General features: G+C 64.4%; 18 protein-coding genes. 8 read left to right on the top strand and 10 right to left on the bottom strand.

The features are described 5' to 3' along the window. Positions 1 to 2: 2 nt before the first annotated feature. From FOM02_RS40525 to FOM02_RS40510, 4 genes are all read right to left on the bottom strand, one after another. A complete protein-coding gene (locus FOM02_RS40525) occupies positions 3 to 428 on the bottom strand; it encodes an HIT family protein (RefSeq protein WP_027559678.1) in 426 nt (141 codons plus the stop codon). Positions 429 to 491: 63 nt separating this feature from the next. After that, complete coding sequence (locus tag FOM02_RS40520) at positions 492 to 1733, bottom strand: GNAT family N-acetyltransferase (RefSeq protein WP_027559677.1); 1242 nt, start codon at positions 1731 to 1733, stop codon at positions 492 to 494. Positions 1734 to 1862: 129 nt separating this feature from the next. After that, complete coding sequence (locus FOM02_RS40515; protein WP_027559676.1) at positions 1863 to 2609, bottom strand: glycerophosphodiester phosphodiesterase; 747 nt, start codon at positions 2607 to 2609, stop codon at positions 1863 to 1865. Positions 2610 to 2614: 5 nt separating this feature from the next. Then, positions 2615 to 3082, bottom strand: a complete 468-nt coding sequence (locus tag FOM02_RS40510; protein WP_014494672.1) for a RidA family protein — start codon at positions 3080 to 3082, stop codon at positions 2615 to 2617. A 256-nt stretch (positions 3083 to 3338) separates the two neighbouring features. Between FOM02_RS40510 and FOM02_RS40505 the strand changes: the two genes are divergently transcribed. Beyond that, positions 3339 to 4187 (top strand): cell envelope integrity EipB family protein, encoded by an 849-nt coding sequence (locus FOM02_RS40505; protein ID WP_027559675.1) that lies wholly within the window; start codon positions 3339 to 3341, stop codon positions 4185 to 4187. Positions 4188 to 4308: 121 nt separating this feature from the next. Here the strand turns inward: FOM02_RS40505 and FOM02_RS40500 are convergent, their stop codons facing one another. Then, entirely contained in the window at positions 4309 to 6045 is a 1737-nt protein-coding gene (locus tag FOM02_RS40500) for a hypothetical protein (RefSeq protein WP_265441018.1), read from the bottom strand. Positions 6046 to 6065: 20 nt separating this feature from the next. Continuing rightward, positions 6066 to 7379: an autotransporter strand-loop-strand O-heptosyltransferase gene (locus FOM02_RS40495; protein WP_084334347.1), complete on the bottom strand. Its 1314-nt coding sequence runs from the start codon at positions 7377 to 7379 to the stop codon at positions 6066 to 6068. A 571-nt stretch (positions 7380 to 7950) separates the two neighbouring features. On the opposite strand from FOM02_RS40495, the gene FOM02_RS40490 reads away from it, so the two are divergent. The 4 genes from FOM02_RS40490 (at position 7951) to FOM02_RS40475 (ending at position 12411) form a co-directional block, all read left to right on the top strand. Then, positions 7951 to 10089: a type I secretion system permease/ATPase gene (locus FOM02_RS40490; RefSeq protein WP_027559673.1), complete on the top strand. Its 2139-nt coding sequence runs from the start codon at positions 7951 to 7953 to the stop codon at positions 10087 to 10089. After that, the gene (locus tag FOM02_RS40485; protein ID WP_027559672.1) at positions 10076 to 11509 is read left to right on the top strand and encodes an HlyD family type I secretion periplasmic adaptor subunit; all 1434 of its coding nucleotides are present in this window, start codon (positions 10076 to 10078) and stop codon (positions 11507 to 11509) included. Before FOM02_RS40490 ends, FOM02_RS40485 begins: the two co-directional genes overlap by 14 nt. Before the next feature lie 89 nt (positions 11510 to 11598). Then, positions 11599 to 12000: a RidA family protein gene (locus tag FOM02_RS40480; protein ID WP_027559671.1), complete on the top strand. Its 402-nt coding sequence runs from the start codon at positions 11599 to 11601 to the stop codon at positions 11998 to 12000. A 51-nt stretch (positions 12001 to 12051) separates the two neighbouring features. After that, positions 12052 to 12411 (top strand): NUDIX hydrolase, encoded by a 360-nt coding sequence (locus FOM02_RS40475; protein WP_416207744.1) that lies wholly within the window; start codon positions 12052 to 12054, stop codon positions 12409 to 12411. 35 nt (positions 12412 to 12446) lie between these two features. On the opposite strand, the gene FOM02_RS40470 is transcribed toward FOM02_RS40475, so the two are convergent. After that, a complete protein-coding gene (locus tag FOM02_RS40470; RefSeq protein ID WP_027559669.1) occupies positions 12447 to 12854 on the bottom strand; it encodes an ACT domain-containing protein in 408 nt (135 codons plus the stop codon). A 200-nt stretch (positions 12855 to 13054) separates the two neighbouring features. Between FOM02_RS40470 and FOM02_RS40465 the strand changes: the two genes are divergently transcribed. Further along, positions 13055 to 13210 carry a hypothetical protein gene (locus tag FOM02_RS40465; RefSeq protein ID WP_167336498.1) on the top strand — a complete coding sequence of 52 codons (156 nt, stop codon included), beginning with the start codon at positions 13055 to 13057 and terminating at the stop codon, positions 13208 to 13210. Between the two features lie 16 nt (positions 13211 to 13226). Here the strand turns inward: FOM02_RS40465 and FOM02_RS40460 are convergent, their stop codons facing one another. Further along, positions 13227 to 14516 carry a DNA polymerase IV gene (locus FOM02_RS40460; RefSeq protein ID WP_027559668.1) on the bottom strand — a complete coding sequence of 430 codons (1290 nt, stop codon included), beginning with the start codon at positions 14514 to 14516 and terminating at the stop codon, positions 13227 to 13229. Next, the gene (locus FOM02_RS40455) at positions 14513 to 14824 is read right to left on the bottom strand and encodes a DUF3572 domain-containing protein (protein WP_027559667.1); all 312 of its coding nucleotides are present in this window, start codon (positions 14822 to 14824) and stop codon (positions 14513 to 14515) included. Before FOM02_RS40455 ends, FOM02_RS40460 begins: the two co-directional genes overlap by 4 nt. 238 nt (positions 14825 to 15062) lie before the next feature. Here FOM02_RS40455 and FOM02_RS40450 point away from each other — a divergent pair, with 238 nt between their 5' ends. Continuing rightward, positions 15063 to 15428, top strand: a complete 366-nt coding sequence (locus FOM02_RS40450) for a response regulator (RefSeq protein ID WP_008566616.1) — start codon at positions 15063 to 15065, stop codon at positions 15426 to 15428. A gap of 14 nt (positions 15429 to 15442) precedes the next feature. Next, the gene (locus tag FOM02_RS40445; RefSeq protein WP_027559666.1) at positions 15443 to 16816 is read left to right on the top strand and encodes a PleD family two-component system response regulator; all 1374 of its coding nucleotides are present in this window, start codon (positions 15443 to 15445) and stop codon (positions 16814 to 16816) included. A 336-nt stretch (positions 16817 to 17152) separates the two neighbouring features. Here the strand turns inward: FOM02_RS40445 and FOM02_RS40440 are convergent, their stop codons facing one another. Continuing rightward, positions 17153 to 17758 carry a TetR/AcrR family transcriptional regulator gene (locus tag FOM02_RS40440; RefSeq protein ID WP_027559665.1) on the bottom strand — a complete coding sequence of 202 codons (606 nt, stop codon included), beginning with the start codon at positions 17756 to 17758 and terminating at the stop codon, positions 17153 to 17155. Positions 17759 to 17886 lie beyond the last annotated feature (128 nt).

Below are 17886 nucleotides of genomic sequence, written 5' to 3'. Positions count from 1 at the left end.
GCTCAGCCCTTCAGCGCCGCAATCAGCTTCGCCGCATGCTCCTCGAGCACCTTGATGTCTTCCTTGCGGCTCGCCGGCGGCAGCATCGCGACGCCGTCATGGCGTGGCATCACGTGCATGTGGAGATGAAACACCACCTGTCCGCCGGCAGGCTCGTTGAACTGCTGCACGGTGATGCCGTCGGCGTCGAATGCCTTCATCGCGGCGGCGGCGATCTTGTGCGCGCCGCGCGCGACATGGGCGTAGTCGTCCGGCTTGATGTCGAGGATGTTGCGGGCAGGGGTCTTCGGGATCACCAGCGTGTGGCCGGGCACGCGCGGCATGATGTCGAGGAAGGCGAAGACGTGCTCGTCCTCATAGACCTTGTTGCAGGGCAGCTCGCCGCGCAGGATCTTTGCGAAGATGTTGTTGGTGTCGTAGGCGGTCATGGCGGCTCCCAGGAATTCTGAGCTTGGAATTTTGCGCTTACTGTCACCAGCGACGGCAAACCGTCAAGGCGCCTCGCCGATGCCTTTGCGGAACGGGCCGAGCTCGGCGAGCTCTCGTCCGGCTTCCGCAACATAGGCGCGCTCGCGCTTGAGGTAATCGCCGATGGCGCGGCGCAGGCCGGGATCGGCAATGAAATGGGCGGAATGGGTCGTGCGCGGCAGGTAGCCGCGCGCGATCTTGTGCTCTCCTTGAGCGCCCGCCTCGACATGGGTGAGGCCGCGCTTGATGGCGAAATCGATCGCCTGATAGTAGCAGACCTCGAAATGCAGGAAGGGATGATGCTCGACCGCACCCCAGTTGCGGCCGAACAGCGTGTCCGAGCCGATGAAGTTGATCGCGCCCGCGATCCAGCGGTCGTTGCGGCGGGCCATCACCAGCAGCACGTCCTCTGCCATGGTCTCGCCGACCAGCGAGAAGAATTCGCGCGTGAGATACGGCCGGCCCCATTTGCGCGAGCCGGTCTCCATGTAGAATTCGAAGAACGCGTCCCAGGCGTCTTCGGTGATGTCCTTGCCGGTGAGCCAGTGGATGCTGATGCCGGCCGCCAGCGCATCGCGCCGCTCGCGCTTGATCGATTTGCGGTGGCGCGAGTTCAGCGTCGCCAGAAAATCGTCAAAACTCGCAAAGCCCTCGTCGCGCCAATGGAACTGCTGGTCGGTGCGCTGGAGGAAGCCGTGCTGGGCCAGCAGCTTCCACTCCGTCTCGCGGGCGAAGGTGACATGCACCGAGGAAGCCTTGCTGACACCGCACAGCGCGACCAGCCCGCTCGCCAGCGCCTCGGTGATATGCTCATGGTCGACGCCGTCGCGCACCAGCAGCCGTGGGCCCGTGGCCGGCGTGAAGGGAACCGAGACCTGAAGCTTTGGATAGTACCGTCCGCCGGCGCGCTCATAGGCATCAGCCCAACCGCGGTCGAAGACGTATTCGCCCTGGCTGTGTGATTTGAGATAGCAAGGCACGACGCCTGCGACGCGGCCGCCGATCTTGGCCACGAGGTGGCGCGGTCCCCAGCCGGTGCGGATCGTTGCCGAACCCGATTTCTCGACGGCAGATAAAAATGCGTGTGAGACGAACGGGTTATAGGCCGGTTTTGAGAGGCCGAGGGAGCCGCCTGGACGAGCGGATGAGGTTCCCGCGCCAAGCCCATTGCACTTGCCGCCGGGATTGGCGCAGGCGTCCCAATCCTCGGCAGACACCTCGCCAATGGAAGGGACCGCCTCGAGCGTGATTTCAGATGATGCCATCGATCCCAAGATCGTGCATTGCAGCAGCGACTTCAAGAGGCGGGGGAACACAGCTCTCGTGCCTCGGCTCTGCGCAGCAACGCTGGCGCGTTGCAGCGCCTCCGGGACACGAAAGCGCCGTTGGCAAGCCTACGGCACGAATCCCTCAAAGATCATCTGATCGGCATACTGCCCGACCCGCGTCCGCTGCTCGGGTGTGCGAACGGTCCAGCCCAGCAGGGCGCAGCCGAACACGTTGCGGGCGATCCAGGGGGCGGGGGCCGGGAGGTGGTCGACCTTGAAGGCGACGAAATGCGGCTGGGTCTGAAAACCGTGGCGCAGGTACAGCATGCTGTCGCGCTGCTCCTGGGTCAGGTAGGCCCAGTACTCGTCCTCATAGGTCTGCTGCGCGACGATGCCGCGCGGGCGGCTCGGCAACAGCTCGCGCAGCGCCAGCACCTGGTCGGGATCGAAGGACATCCCGACGGCGGGGCCGTCATAGGACGCCAGCACCTCGGCCATCCGCTTCACCAGCTTGCGGTCGCCGCCAAAATGGCTCTTCACCTCGATCACCAGCGGCACGCGGCCGGCGACCATGGCGCAGAGATCGCTGAGCGACATCATCCGCTCGTCGGTGTCCTTGAACTTGATCGCCCTCAGCTCCGCCGCGGTCTTCGAGACCACCTCGCCGGTCGCCTCGGTGAGACGGCCGAGCGCGTGGTCGTGGTGGATCATCGCCTCGCCGTCGGCGGAGAGCTGGATGTCGACCTCGATCGCGAAATTTCCGGCGATCGCAGCCTGCACCGCGCCCGGCATGTTCTCGACGATGCCGCGGGAGATGTCGTGCAGGCCGCGATGGGCGACCGGCCGGGCTGTCAGCCAATCCGGAGCGCGCATGCGCGTCAGGCGACCTCGAACACGCCTTCGACCTCGACCGCCGCATCCGCGGGCAGCGAGGCGACTCCGACGGTGGTGCGGGCGTGGCGACCCTTGTCACCGAAGGCGGCGACCATCAGGTCGGAGGCGCCGTTCAGCACCTTCGGCCCGTCCAGAAAGTCCGGCGCCGAGTTGATGAAGCCGCCGAGGCGTACCACGCGCACGACCTTGTCGAGGTCGCCGAGGGCAGCCTTGACCTGGGCCAGCAGGTTGACCGCGCAGCCGCGCGCCGCCGCAGCGCCGTCCTCGATCGAGACGCCGGCGCCGAGCTTGCCCTTGGCGATCAGCTTGCCGGCAGGGTCGAAGCAGACCTGGCCGGAGACGAACAGCAGATTGCCGGTGCGCACGAACGGCACGTAGTTGGCGACGGGGGTGGGGGCCTCGTGCAGCTTGATGCCCTGTTCCGCCAGTTTCTGCTCGACCGTGCCCGCCATGTTCGACCTCGTTGTCCAAAAATTCGTCCAGGATTCGTCAGCCGGGGCGCTATCTGTTGGCCCGGCACGTCCTGTTTCGCCCATCGTACCGCCACATGCAAGCAACCGGAGGCGACGCATTTTGTTGAGGCAGGGCAGGCGGTTCAACGCAAAGGCCGCAACTTTACGTGAAACGGCCTCAGTTGCGACGCAATGGAACAGTCATTAAAATGTCGAATCTGCGCTTTCGCCAAGGACGCGTCTCCAAGGAACAGACATGGTGCACCTTTTCCGGACTTCGCTCGGTGTGATGGCGCTCGCGGCGGCCAGTTTCGGCCCCGGCTGCGGGGCGCAGGCCGCCAACGGTCCGTTCCTCGCGCACCAGGCGCTGTATGATTTGAGCTTGGTGAAATCGCGCTCCAATTCGGTCAACAGCGCGCGCGGCCGCATTCTCTACAACTTCACCGGGAGCTCCTGCGAGGGCTACACCTCCGAATTCCGCCAGGTCTCCGAGCTCGACAGCGGCGAGGGCAAGGTCACGCTCAGCGACCTCCGCTCCAATTCCTGGGAAGATGCCGCGGGAAAAAGCTACCGCTTCAAGATCGAGACGCGGATGAACGAGGCCGATGCCGGCCGGGTCGACGGCTCGGCGGAGCGCGACGGCGACCACATCAATGTCAAGCTAAAGTTGCCGGCGCCCAAGACCTTCACCCTCGACGGCAAGATCGTGTTCCCGACCGAGCAGATCCAGCGCATCATCGCTGCTGCCAAGGACGGCAAGTCGCTGCTCGAGCTCTCCGTCTATGACGGCTCGGACGACGGCCAAAAGGTCTACAACACGCTGACCGTGATCGGCCAGCCGATCCCTGCCGACCGCGCCGCCACCTCATCCGATCCGTCGACCTCCGACGAGCACATGAAGTCGCTCAGGCGCTGGCCCGTCACCGTCAGCTATTTCGACCGCGAGTCCCAGCAGAAGGAAGGCGAGCAGACGCCGGTCTATGCGATGGCGTTCGAGCTCTACGAGAACGGCGTCTCCCGCCAGCTCGTGCTCGACTACAACGATTTCGTCATTTCCGGCGCCATGGGCAAATTCGACGTCAAGGACAGCAAGCCCTGTAACTAGGCACCAAGTCCCGGCGAGCATTTGCGCGCCAACAGCTTGAAGAAAAAGGGCGCAGCCTCGGAAAGGCTGCGCCCTCGATGTTTCAGGGCATGCGGAGCCGAGGCTCCGCCGCCGTTCGCGATCAAGCCGCCAGCGCGTTGGGCGCGAGGTTCGCCTGCTGCACGGCGATGTGCTCGGTGATCATGGTGCCGCCATGTCCATCCGAAGCCAGCGCGAAGTTCGCGGCCGAGTACTGGCCGAGCAGGGCCAGCGAGGCTGAATTGACGCCGTCGCTGATTGTCAGCGTGCCGCCGCCGTTGCCGGGATCGGCTGCGTAGCCCAGCGTCGTCCCCGCGCCGAAGGCGATGTCGCGGAGATCGATGATATCGGTGTCGCCGAAGCCGGAGATCTGACCCGAAAACAGGTCGGAGCTGTCGAGCTGAAGCGTGCCGCCTTCGCCCTCGAACGTGACGTCGACCGCAGCCCCGCCTACGGCAACATGCGCGAGACCACCGGAGATGATCGTGCCGTTGGCGACGCCGCTGTTCACGAGCTCGACGCCGCCGCTGTGGACGATCGTTCCGTTGGTGATGCCGCCGGACACGGTCTGGAGGCCGCCGCTGTTCACCACCGTGTCGTTGGCGATGCCCATGACGTTCTCCTTGCCGTGATTTCCGATCACGGTGTCATCGACGACGCCATAGACGTACTCGATGCCACCCAGATTGGTGGTGTTGTCGGCAGTGCCGTAGACGAACTGGTATCCGGCGCTGATGACCATGTTCATCGCAAGGCCGCCGACCTGGATCATGGCGTAGCCGCCGGCCAGCACCGTGGCATTCTTCGAGATGCCGCCGGTGTCGACGACCTCGTAGCCGCCGGAATTCACGGTCGTGTTCGTCGAGGTGGCACCGGCGCTGACGATCTCGTAGCCGCCACGATTGACCGTGGTCGCGAACGAGCTTCCGCCTGCGCTAACGAACTCGTAGCCGCCGCTGTTGACGATCGTGCCGCTGGTGACGCCGCCCGAAGTGACGACTTCGTAGCCGCCGCGGTTGACCACCGTACCGACCGCGAAGCCGTAGATCTGCACCTGCTGCGTTGCGCTGGTCAGGGTCGTGCCGCTCACCACGCCGCCGCCGAGCACGGTCTGCGTGCCGCCGGTCATCACCGTGTTGTTGGCGACGCCGTCCCAGACGATCTGGGCGCCACCGCTCATATGCGCGCCGTTGGCCGTGCCGCCGGCCAGCACATATTCGAAGCCGCCGCTCATGGCGGTGTTGTTCGCGACACCGCCGTTTCCGATGAACTGCCACCCGCTGGTCATCGTCGTGTTGATCGCAAGGCCGACGACGTCCTGCTGGCCGCCGGCAATGGTGGTGCCGCTCACGGTCGCGCCGCCATAGACGGCCTGGTAGATGGCGTTGCCGAGCGTCGTGCCGCTGGCCACGCCGCCGGAATAGACCCATTGCGCGCCGGCGCTCAGGTTGGTTCCGGTCGCGATGCCGCCGTCATAGATGCCTGACGCCGCGCCGGTCGTGCCGCTCGCCGTGCCGCCGGAGTAGACGTTCTGCGTGGCGCCGTCCAAGGTGGTGTCGATCGCCTTGCCGCCGTTGAAGATGTTCATGACGGCGCCGCCGGCGATCGTCGCGTTGATGTCGGTGCCGAACACGTTCTCGACGGCAAGGCCGCCGAGGAAAGAGTCGACAGCCGTCCCGCCGGCGTCCACCACCAGCACGCCGCCGCCATTGACCACCGTCCCGTTGGCGGTGCCGCCGGCGTGGATCTCGAGCGTACCGCTCCACAGGACCAAGGTCCCGTCGACGGTCGCCCCGGAGCCGACCGCCAGAGTGTCGCCCGGCTGTACTACGTCAGTCATCGCATTTCTCCTGGTAAAATTCACTGTGTCCTATGTCCGTTTCGCGTCCCGAAGCCCGGGATGGTCTCGATCGTGCGTCTCACTTGGTCGAAGGTGATCAACCGCGTGCACTCGAATTGTCGCGGCGTATCCTTGTGGCGTGGACACCACAGGAAGTCTTTGTGGTCGAACCTGTGAACAGGATCGTTCCAGCAGGAATTGCAGGCGTGATAGTTGACGACGCGGTAGGGCGTCGTGAACTCGTTGGTCGGATGCGTGAAGCCGCTGATGAGCACGACCGGCGTTCCGCTCGCCCAGGCAAGCCATGACAGACCGCTCGACAGGCCGATGAAGAAGTCCGCGTGCTTGAGCCAGCGCGCACGCTCCTGGAGCGGGCGATCTCCCGTCTCGTCCTCGGCGCCGTGCGGAATCTGCGTCCACACCATGCCGGAGCCGTGAACGGGCTTCTGGTCGATGCAGATCACGCGATAGCCCGCTTGCTTCAGGAAGCGGACGGTCTCGCGCCAGCCGTGTGGATTATTCCAGTATTTGCACTGGGTCGTGCTCTGCACGGCGATGCAGACATAGGGCCCGGCGATGGGTGGGGTGTCATCCGCCACCGCAATCCGCGGCGGCTGCTCGGCGGGATCCACGCCGAGGATGTAGCCTGCGGTGCGATGCAGGCCGACATGGCGAAAGTCGCTGGGCTGATACACATGGTTCTGATCGTCGAAGAACAGCCCGATGTTGTACGTCGCGTAGTAGCGGCGGGGATCGACCTCGCCGTGACCGAGCAGCGTGATGTCCGGATAGGCCTTGCGAAACAGTGGGATGACCTTTTCGGACATCGTGCAGGTCAGGCGGCAGCCGTGGCGCTCGCGAAATCGGTCCGCGTAGGGAAACCACCCGATCGTATCGCCGAGCGTCATCTCGGGAAGCTGGATCAGGACGTCGCGATCTGTGGCCGAATAGTCGTGCTGGAGGACAACCTCGTTTTTGACCCGGATCTCGAGACGGATGCGCACGAAGTAGCGCTTGGTCGAATTGATGCGGCCCGACTTGATCTCGGTTTCGAACAGGACATTGCCGCTGTCGATATCGCTCAGCCTGGCTTGGTAGGGGCCGTTGCCGTCGGGGAGCAACACCCGGCAGCCGTCGTTGAAGTCGAAGCGGATGCCGAGCGGGCCGGACTGGGTCGGGATGTCGGCCGGCGGACGGAATGGCGGCTTGTCCGGCCCCGCCGACGGTGACCGCGCGCTCTGCGGCAACGGCGCGGCATCGCCCTGCGCGGGTGCCGGAGGCCGGGACGAGCCGTTCGTACCGGGAGCAGCTGTTGGGATGTGCGCAATATTCATAGGTGAGTGGTCGGCAAAATGGACTTCATCTGACGGTTTTGGCGCGGAATGGCTTGCGGTCGCTATCGCAACGACCGGGCCGTCGCTGTCGCGGCGACGGGTAGGCAATTACGACATGCGCATCAATTTTGTTATCATAACACAGTGAGTGATGGTTTATTCCCGTCCAATGTTATGTGATGTTGCGTCGCGTTGACGCGTCGGGCCGCGCCGAACGACGCCGCAAGGGTGTCGCGCCGATCATGAGAATCTGATCGGTGCATTTTCGATCATGAGGCCAAATAGGGCCTATTTTGTTGATGCGGAGAGCGATGCAGGCCTGAGGATAAGGTTCACCCAAATGTCGTCGGTGTTGAGTAAGACCCCCCTGATCGCGGGCGTCGGGATCGCCGTTCAATTGAATTTACGTTCGTATGTGAGTCGTGCTTGTTGCATATAACATATATCGCAAGAATATCATATGAATTTCTGCGCGGCCGCTCGCCTCATGCCCGACGAGGGATGTTGGGTGCAGCCGCGCGGCCGTCGAGGTGTCCGCGGGTGACTGAGTTGAGACATGACGGGGCGGCACATGGCTGAAGACGCGGCACGCGAGTCGTCCGGCGATCCGGGCCTTCACGCGATCGTCGCCTTGCTGCGTCTGAACGGCGTGGGGGCGAGCCCGGACCAGGTCCGGCATCAATTCGGCAACAATATCGGCGTCACCGAGATCCTGCGTTGCGCAAAGGGCTTCGGCCTGAAGGCGAAAACGGTCTCCACGAGGTGGGAGCGGTTCACCGGGATAGCGATGCCATGCATCGCGGTCTTGCGCGACGGCGGCTTTCTGCTGCTCGGCAAGGCCGGGGAGGACAAGATCATCGTGCAGGTGCCGGATGCCGCGAAGCCGGACCTGATGACCCGGGCCGAGTTCGAAGCCGTATGGGACGGCCGGGTGATCCTGGTCGCCAAGCGCTCGCTGTTGACCGACCTTTCCCGGCGTTTCGACATCACCTGGTTTCTGGGAGCGATCCACAAATACCGGCGGCTGCTCGGTGAGGTGCTGGTCGGCTCGCTCTTCCTCCAGCTGTTCGCGCTGGTCTCCCCGTTGCTGTTCCAGGTCGTGATCGACAAGGTGCTGGTCCATCGCAGCATGACCACCCTTGACGTCGTCGTGACCGGGCTGGTCGCGATCGCGATCTTCGAGACGATCCTCGGCGCGCTCCGGACCTACCTGTTTTCGCACACGACCAATCGAATCGACGTCGAGCTGGGCGCGCGGCTGTTTCGGCATCTCTTGGCGCTGCCGATCGGATATTTTCGGGCGCGCCGGGTCGGCGATTCCGTGGCGCGGGTGCGCGAGCTGGAGAACATCCGCAATTTTCTCACCAGCTCCGCGCTGACGATCGCGATCGATCTTTTCTTCACCATCGTCTTCATCGCGGTGATGTGGGTCTATTCGCCGCTGCTCACGCTGGTCACGCTGGCCTCGTTTCCATTCTATATCGCCATCTCGGCCGGCGTCAGTCCCGCGTTCCGCTGGCGGCTCGACGAGAAATTCCAGCGTGGCGCGGAGAACCAGGCATTCCTGGTGGAATGCGTCACGGGCGTCGAGACCCTCAAGGCGATGGCGCTGGAGCCGCAGATGCAGCGGCGCTGGGAGGAGCAGCTCGCAAGCTACGTCGCGGCGAGCTTTCGCGTCATCAGCCTCGGCAATACCGCGAGCCAGGCGATCCAGTTCGTCAGCAAGGTGGCGACGGCCGCGATCCTGTATTTCGGTGCAAGGCTCGTCATCGGCGGCGATCTGACCGTAGGCGAGCTTGTTGCGTTCAATCTCCTGGCCGGCCGCGTCAGCACGCCGGTGCTTCGTCTGGCCCAGATCTGGCAGGATTTCCACCAGGCGCGATTGTCGGTGCAGCGGCTGGGCGACATCCTGAACACGCCGGCAGAGCCCGTCTACACGCCGGGGCGCGCGGCGCTGCCGGCGATCCGCGGCGACATCAAGTTCGAGCACGTCACCTTTCGTTACCGGATCGACGGTCCCGAGATTCTCAGCGATGTGAGCCTGAGCGTGCCGGCGGGGCAGTTCGTCGGGGTGGTCGGCACGTCGGGATCGGGCAAGAGCACGCTCGCCAAGCTGATCCAGAGGCTGTACGTGCCCGAGAGCGGGCGCGTGCTAGTGGACGGCACTGATCTCGCCATGGTCGATCCGACCTGGCTGCGCCGGCAGATCGGCATCGTGCTCCAGGAGAACATCCTGTTCAATCGCACGGTCCGCGACAACATCGCGCTCGCCGATCCCACGATGCCGATCGAGCGCGTGATCGAAGCCGCGAGGCTCGCCGGCGCGCACGATTTCATCCTCGAGCTTCCGGAAGGCTATGACACCATCGTCGGCGAGCAGGGGAGCACGCTGTCCGGCGGCCAGCGGCAGCGGATCGCCATCGCGCGGGCGCTGATGACCAATCCGCGCATCCTGATCCTCGACGAGGCGACGAGCGCGCTCGACTACGAGAGCGAGCGGATCGTCCAGCAGAACATGGCGCAGATCGCCAAGGGGCGCACGGTCTTCGTGATCGCGCATCGGCTGTCGACCCTGCGCATGGCCCACCGCATCATCACGATGGATCGCGGCCGCCTGATCGAGGACGGCACCCATGACGAGTTGATCAAGACAGGGGGCCGCTACGCCACGCTGTTCCGGCTTCAGGCGGGCTTGCATGAAATCAGCTAGCAAGGTCGTGCCGTTTCCGGCCTGCAGAGCTCCGGTGCGCAGCAAGGACGAGATAGCCTTCCTGCCGGCCGCGCTCGAGATCGTCGAGGCGCCGCCCAATCCGGTCGGCCGCGCCGTCGGCGCCGTGATCGTCGCCGCCTTCGCGGTGGCGACCGCCTGGGCCTGTCTCGGCACCATCGATATCGTCGCGGTGGCGCCGGGCAAGGTGATCCCGAGCGGCCGGACCAAGGTAATCCAGCCGTTCGAGACCAGCGTCGTGCGCGCGATCCAGGTCGCCGATGGCCAGACGGTGCGGGCAGGGGACGTGCTGGTCGATCTCGACTCCACGATGAACGAGGCCGAGCTCGGACACCTCAAGAGCGATCTCGTTGGTGCGCAGCTCGAGGCGGCGCGGCTGCGCGCGGCGCTCACCGGCGGCGGCGATCCGGTCGCCAGCTTCCATCCGCCGGAAGGCGCTCCCGCCGAACTCGTGAAGGTCCAGCGCCGATTTCTGGCAAGCCAGGCCGCCGAGCAGGCCGCCAAGCTGGCCTCGATTGAGCACCAGGTCGCGCAGAAGGAGGCCGAGCGGACCACGATCACGGCGACGATCGGCAAGCTCGAGGCGACGATCCCGCTGCTCCAGCAACGCGTCGACATGCGCAAGCAGCTGTTCGACAAGGAATTGGGATCGAAGATCTTCTATCTCCAGGAGCTGCAGGATCTGGTGGGCCAGCAGCAGGAGCTTGTGGTTCAAAGGAGCCGGTCCAAGGAGGCCGACGCGGCCCTCGCTGCACTGGTCGAAACCGGGACGAAGACGACGGCCGAATATCAGCGCTCGCTGTCGGACGACCTCGCCAAGGCCGAGCAGAAGGCCGCGGGCCTGATGCAGGACGTCGTCAAGGCCGAGCAGAGGAGGAGCTTCCAGCGCCTGGCCGCGCCGGTTGACGGCGTCATCCAGCAGCTTGCCATCCACACGGTCGGCGGTGTCGTCACGCCCGCGCAGTCGCTGATGGTGATCGTGCCGCTGGAGAGCCGGTTGGAGATCGAGGCGATGGTGTCGAACCGCGACATCGGCTTCATCGAGGTCGGCCAGGACGTCGCGATCAAGATCGATACCTTCAATTTCACCAGGTATGGGCTGGTGGACGGCAAGGTCACGAGCGTGTCACACGATGCCATCACCCGCGACAAGCCTGCGGACAAGAATGGCGACAAATCGCTGGGCACCGAACAGGACAGCAGCGAGCCCAAGGGGCAGGAGCTGGTTTATTCGGCCCGGATCGCTCCCGCCAAGGACCGGATGCTGATCGACGACAAATCCGTCAATCTCTCACCCGGCATGGCCGTGACGGTCGAGATCAAGACCGGGACGCGCTCGATCATCAGCTATCTGTTGTCGCCGCTTGCGCGCTATCGGCATGAAAGCATGCGGGAGAGATAGCGGGGGCATCGTGCGCCGCATCTTTCCTGCTGGCTCCGATCTCGCGATCCGGATAGGCTGCCCGACGAACAAAACGCCAGGGAGCCCCCATGCCCAAGCTCGATCATCTCCGCCCCAGCGGCCTTCATCACAATCCAGCCTATTCCCACGTCGTCACCGCCTCCGGCGCCCGCACCATCTACATCTCCGGGCAGGTGTCGGTGGATGAGGAGGGCCGCATCGTCGGCGAGGGCGATCTCGCCGCACAGACCACGCAGGTGATGCAGAATCTCGGCCACGCGCTGAAGGCGGCCGGCGCGAGCTATGCCAACATCGTGAAGATCACGACCTTCGTGGTCGGCTACAAGCCGGAACTCCGACCCATCATCGGCAAGGCCCGCTCCGCCTTCTTCGAAGGCATGGAGCCGCCGGCCTCGACCCTCGTCGGCGTCTCCGCGCTCGCCGCGCCGGAATGGCTGATCGAGATTGAAGCGATCGCGGTTGCGGATTGAGGTGTGGACGGAATGACGTCGCAAAGTGCCATTCGGATAGCGGCCGCATTGATGAGCAGGAGCGATGGACGCGTCCTGCTTGTCAGGAAGAAGGCCACCGAGAGTTTCATGCAGCCCGGCGGAAAGATCGAGGCCGGCGAGCATCCGCAAGTCGCGCTCAGGCGGGAATTGTCCGAGGAGCTCGGGATCGATATCGATCCGAACGAGATGACCTATCTCGGGCGATACACCGCGCCAGCGGCGAATGAGCCGGGCCGGCTGGTCGATGCGGAGGTTTTCCGCATCGTCATCGCGCATTCCGTCAGTCCCGGTGCGGAGATCGAGGAGATCCTGTGGCTCGATCCGTCCTCGCCGGGAGCAGTCAAACTCGCGCCTCTGACACGCGACCAACTGCTTCCGCTGTGTCCGTGAGTCCGTAGCCCGGATTGCGCTTCGCTCCATCCGGGCTACGCGTGCCTCCCGCCAGACATCTCCTGGAGAACAGCCATCGCTTCATCGGCCTGCTCGACAGGTACAAAGAGATGGTCGTGATAAAACGCCGACACGGCGTTCACGCTGATGCCGGATTCGGCCAGACGCGCCGTGATTGCCGCGAGAAAGCCCACCGCATCGAGCGCGGAGTGAACTGTCAGGGTGATCAAGCGCGAGAGAAATTCGTGGCGTAGTCCGGCACGTTCAGCGTCCTCGTGCAGTATCACCAGCGTCGTTCCTTCGCGTTCGCGGAACGTCAGCATCGGGCTGATGGTGGCCGGAATGCTCGCGCTTGGCGCAAGCGTGCAGAACACGAAGATTCCGTCCATGATCTCCGGCTTCATGTTGCTCAGCAGCGCGTCGAGATCGCGTTCGCCTGTCACGGTGCCAGCCTCCGAACCGGTAGGATCGTTTGAACCCCTGCGAAGCTGTTGGCGCCAGCGGCCGCTAAAGCTAGACGCAACATACCTTTGTATATCCCCTCTAATCCTTCTCATACCCTGATCTTACGCTGGTACAATTGAGCGACGGCGGGAGATTCTTACAATTTGAGTCCACTCGGGTCACTGCGAGAAAGGCTCAAATGAACGTCGTCATTCGGAAGCTCAACGGCCTGTGGCACCTCATCGTCGGGTCTTGCCAGATCCGAACGCCGTTCCTGGAAACTCAGGATCGGCAGTTGGTCGTTCGCTATGCCAGGCGCGCCTATCCGGGTGCACGGATCTTCGAATGCGACTGAGTTGAGCAGGGCACGATCACTCCTGCGCCTTCTCCGGCCCGTCATAGGCGATGCCCCGGATCACTGCGGCGCTGCCGAATTTCTTGCGCAGACTGTCGACGGCGCGCTCGGCATGGGCGGCGCGGCGGTCGAGCATGTCGGTGTCGTCGGCGGGGGAGCCGTCGCGCAGTGCGCTGACGCCGGCGCCCATCAGGCGGAAGGCGGTGCCGTCGATCTCTTTGGCCAGCATCTCGCGGCAGATCGAGAAGATCTTTGCGGCGAGCTGGGTCGGGGCTGCGATCGACTGCGAGCGGGTGCGCTGGCGGAAATCGGCGGTCTTCAGTTTCAGGGTCACCGTCGAGCCAGCGAGCTCGCTGCTCTTGAGGCGCGACGATGTCTTCTCGCACAGCCGCCACAGGATCTTCTCAAGGCTCGCGAAATCGCGGATGTCGGTCTCGAAGGTGGTCTCGCTGGAGATCGTCTTGGCGCCGCGGTCAGGCTCGACGCGGCGGTCGTCGATGCCGCGCGCGAGCCGCCACAGCCTGCGGCCGTCGCTCGGAAATTGCCGCATCATCTCGATCTCGTCGGCCTTCTGCAGATCGGCGATGATACGGAAGCCGCGCTGCACGAGGCGCTCCTGCGTCGCCGGTCCAACGCCGAAGATGAAGCCGACCGGCTTCTCCGCAAGCATGATGCGGGCTTCCTCCTGGTCGAGCGCGGCAAAGCCGCGCGGCTTGTCGAGATCGGAGGCGATCTTGGCGAGGAACTTGTTGCAGGACAGCCCGACGGAAACGGTGATGCCGACGTCGCGCTCGACGTTGCGGGCAAAGCGCGCCAGCACCTTGGCCGGGATCATGCCGTGCACCCGTTCGGTGCCGGAGAGGTCGAGGAAGGCCTCGTCGATCGAGAGCGGCTCCACCAGCGGCGTCAGCGCCTGCATCGCCTGCCGCACCTCGCGCCCGACGCGGACGTACTTGGCCATGTCGGGCGGGATCACGATCGCATGCGGGCACGCCTCCAGCGCCTTGAACATCGGCATCGCCGAGCGCACCCCATAGGTGCGCGCGATGTAGCAGGCGGCCGACACGACGCCGCGCTTTCCCCCGCCGATGATGACGGGCTTGTCGGCGATGTCAGGATTGTCGCGCTTCTCGACCGTCGCATAGAAGGCGTCGCAGTCGATATGGGCGATGGTCAAGCCCGACAGTGCGCGGTGGCGGACGAGGCGGGGGGAACCGCAGGCGGAACAGCGCCGCACGCCCATATCCAGATCGGCCAGACAATCCCGGCAGAAGCAGCGGGGCTCGGCCGTATCAGGAGCGGTCACGGCACGTCGCGCTCCCAATTGGGGTCGCCGAGCGCGTCGCCAAGGACCTGCCGCGCCGCGGCAACGTTGGTCGGGTGCAGTTCCGAGGCCTTGGCGAAGGCCTTCACGGTGTCGTCATCGCGCAGCACGAAATCGAGCACGCTGAGGAGGAAATTCGGGTCTGAGGCGGCATTGCGCAGGGTCTCCGGACCGACCCCTGTCTCGGCCAGGAACAGGCCCAGCCGCTCAGGCTCGCTGGCGACGAAGGACAGCGCCTGAATCGCAACGATTTCAGCGACTTCGCGGGGGTTGTGAACAGGCTTTTTCAATGGCGCAATTTGCCTTTCCGTTAACTTTCGGTGTCTACTTTGGATCATGCCCGAGTCTCAGCCTTGAGTCTTGCGGCCCGGGACAAGCAACTGGAAACCACATCGCAGAAAGTGGGCCCTCGGGTTTAACGAAACTAGAGCGAATCTGAGGCTAGTTTGAATCCAGTTTTCGAAGCGCCGGGAAGAGGCGCCTGAGGCGTCACATGTATCGGTCTCTCGGACCAAACAGGAGGGCGGGATGGCTAAGACCGTCCTGATCGTGGAAGACAACGAGCTCAACATGAAGCTCTTCCGCGACCTGTTGGAGGCGCACGGCTACCAGACCTCCGGCACCAGCAACGGCTACGAGGCGCTCGACCTCGTGCGCAAGATGCGGCCCGACCTCGTGCTGATGGATATCCAACTGCCGCAGGTCTCCGGCCTCGAGGTGACGCGCTGGATCAAGGACGATCCGGAGCTGCGTGCCATTCCCGTCGTCGCGGTCACGGCGTTCGCGATGAAGGGCGACGAAGAACGCATCCGCGAGGGCGGCTGCGAAGCCTATTTGTCCAAGCCGATCTCGGTCGGCAAATTCATTGAGACGGTCCGGCGCTTTATCGGATAGGAAGTGAGTTCACAGTGTCCGCGCGTATCCTGGTTGTCGATGACGTTCCCGCCAACGTCAAACTCCTCGAAGCCCGCCTGTCCGCCGAATATTTCGACGTGATGACCGCCTCGAACGGTACCGAGGCGCTGGCGATGGCCCGGCGCGCCGAATGCGACATCATCCTGCTCGACGTCATGATGCCTGATATGGACGGCTTTGAAGTCTGCCGCCGGCTCAAGACCGACCCGGCGACGCACCACATTCCCGTCGTGATGGTCACCGCGCTCGACAGCCCGGCCGACCGCAACCGCGGCCTGGAAGCTGGCGCCGACGATTTCCTCACAAAGCCCGTCTCCGACGTCGTGCTGATCGCGCGCGTGCGCTCGCTGACGCGGCTGAAGATGATGACCGATGAGCTGCGCATGCGCGCCATCACCTCGCTCGAGATCGGCATGCAGGCGCCCGAGCGCAGCGCCGTGGCCGACACCGGGAAGGGCGGCCGCATTCTCCTCGTCGACGACCGCCAGTCCTCCTATGAGCGGCTGGCGACGACGCTCGCCGCCGAGCACACCATCGACGTCGAGCCCAATCCGACGGAGGCGCTGTTCCACGCCGCCGAAGGCAATTACGACCTGCTGATCGTCTCGCTCGACCTCAACAATTTCGATGGCCTCAGGCTCTGCAGCCAGGCGCGCTCGCTGGAGCGCACGCGCCACGTGCCGATCCTGGCCATCGCCGACCCCGAGAACTCGACGCGGCTGCTCCGCGGCCTCGAGATCGGCGTCAACGATTATCTGCTGCGCCCGATCGACAAGACCGAGCTGCTGGCGCGCGTGCGCACCCAGATCCGCCGCCGGCGCTACACCGATCATTTGCGCGACAACGTGCAGAACTCGATCGAGATGGCGATCACCGATGCGCTCACCGGCCTGCACAATCGCCGCTACATGGAGAGTCATCTGGCGACCCTCGCCGAGCAGGCCTCGATCCGCGGCAAGCCGCTCGCGCTGATGATTTTGGACATCGACTACTTCAAGTCGATCAACGACAATTACGGCCACGACGCCGGCGACGACGTGCTGCGTGAGTTTGCCGTGCGCGTCCGCAAGTCGATCCGCGGCATCGACCTTGCCTGCCGCTACGGCGGCGAGGAGTTCGTCATCGTGATGCCGGAGACCGATCTGCACGTCGCCGGCATGGTCGCCGAGCGACTGCGCCGCTCGATTGCGGGCGAGCCCTTTGCCGTCCACAAGGGAACCAAGCGCATCGAGGTCACGATCTCGATCGGCCTCACCACGCTGGAACAGAAGGGCGAGGCGGTCGCCGACGTCCTCAAGCGCGCCGACACCGCGCTCTATCGGGCCAAGCACGACGGCCGCAATCGCGTAGTGTCGCAGGCGGCGTGAGGCCGGCTGCGCATAAAAACGCGAAAACAACCCCATGCACAGTAGCCGGAGCTGATCGGATCAAGGGGATGCCGGTCACGAAGAGCGGCATTCGGATTTTTGGAATTTTGCTTGACTCGTCGGGCAAAACAGGGGCATGTTGGCATCATCGCGAAGTGGCGATGACGTGCAGTCAGGTGTCGTCGCCACATCCTCAGCTGTCGTCCCCGCGAACGCGGGGACCCATAACCCCAGGGAGGGGTTATAGCGCGAGCTGGTAACTCCAAGTCTTCGTCAAATTGCGCCCTGTGGGTATGGGTCCCGGATCGGCGCTTCGCTTGTCCGGGACGACAGCTGTTATTGTGGCGCGGGCTTGCCTCGCTTCACCGCCTTCGCATCCCCACCGACATCCACCCCCGCGTTCCGCAACAACACCTTCGCCGCCTCCTTCGCGGCGCGGGCCATCGCGGGATCGTCGCGGACGAGGTCCTGCGCGATGGAGCCATCGACGAGCAGCACGAGCTGTGTCGCCAGCGCCTCTGCGTCGGCAACACCAAGCTCGGTCAAGCGATCACGAAACCACACGCGGCGGCTTTCCTTGAAGGCGATCGCGATCTTCTTCACCGCGCGATCCGCGGGCCCAAGCTCGGCCACCGCATTCACGAACGGGCAGCCGCGAAAATCCTTGGCCGCAAACCGCCGCTCCAGCGAATCGAAGGTGGCGAGGATCTGCTCGGCCGGCGGCTTGTCGGAGGGGCGCTGAGCTACAAAGCGGCGCTCGAGATAGGCCGCGATCAGCGCGTCCTTGGATGGGAAATGGTTGTAGAGCGTGCGCTTGGAGATGCCGACCTCGGCCGCGATGGTGTCGACGCCGATGGCGCGAATGCCTTGCAGATAGAACAGCTTGTCGGCGGTCTGAAGGATCCGCTCTTTCATCGTCTGTGGAGGGGGCAGGGGAGCCATGCGGTAGCGCGCATCCTGTTCGCTTGACAGCAACAGCCTTCTATAGCCTAAGTACACAGGTCTGTGTAACCAAAATGATCGCGAATTGCAGACGCCGGCGCGTGCGCCGCGCCGACGAGGGAGAAAGA

Origin of the sequence: Bradyrhizobium sp. SEMIA (genome assembly GCF_014844175.1) — a bacterium.
Classification (GTDB): domain Bacteria; phylum Pseudomonadota; class Alphaproteobacteria; order Rhizobiales; family Xanthobacteraceae; genus Bradyrhizobium; species Bradyrhizobium arachidis.
This window is presented reverse-complemented; position numbering and strand designations above follow the sequence as displayed.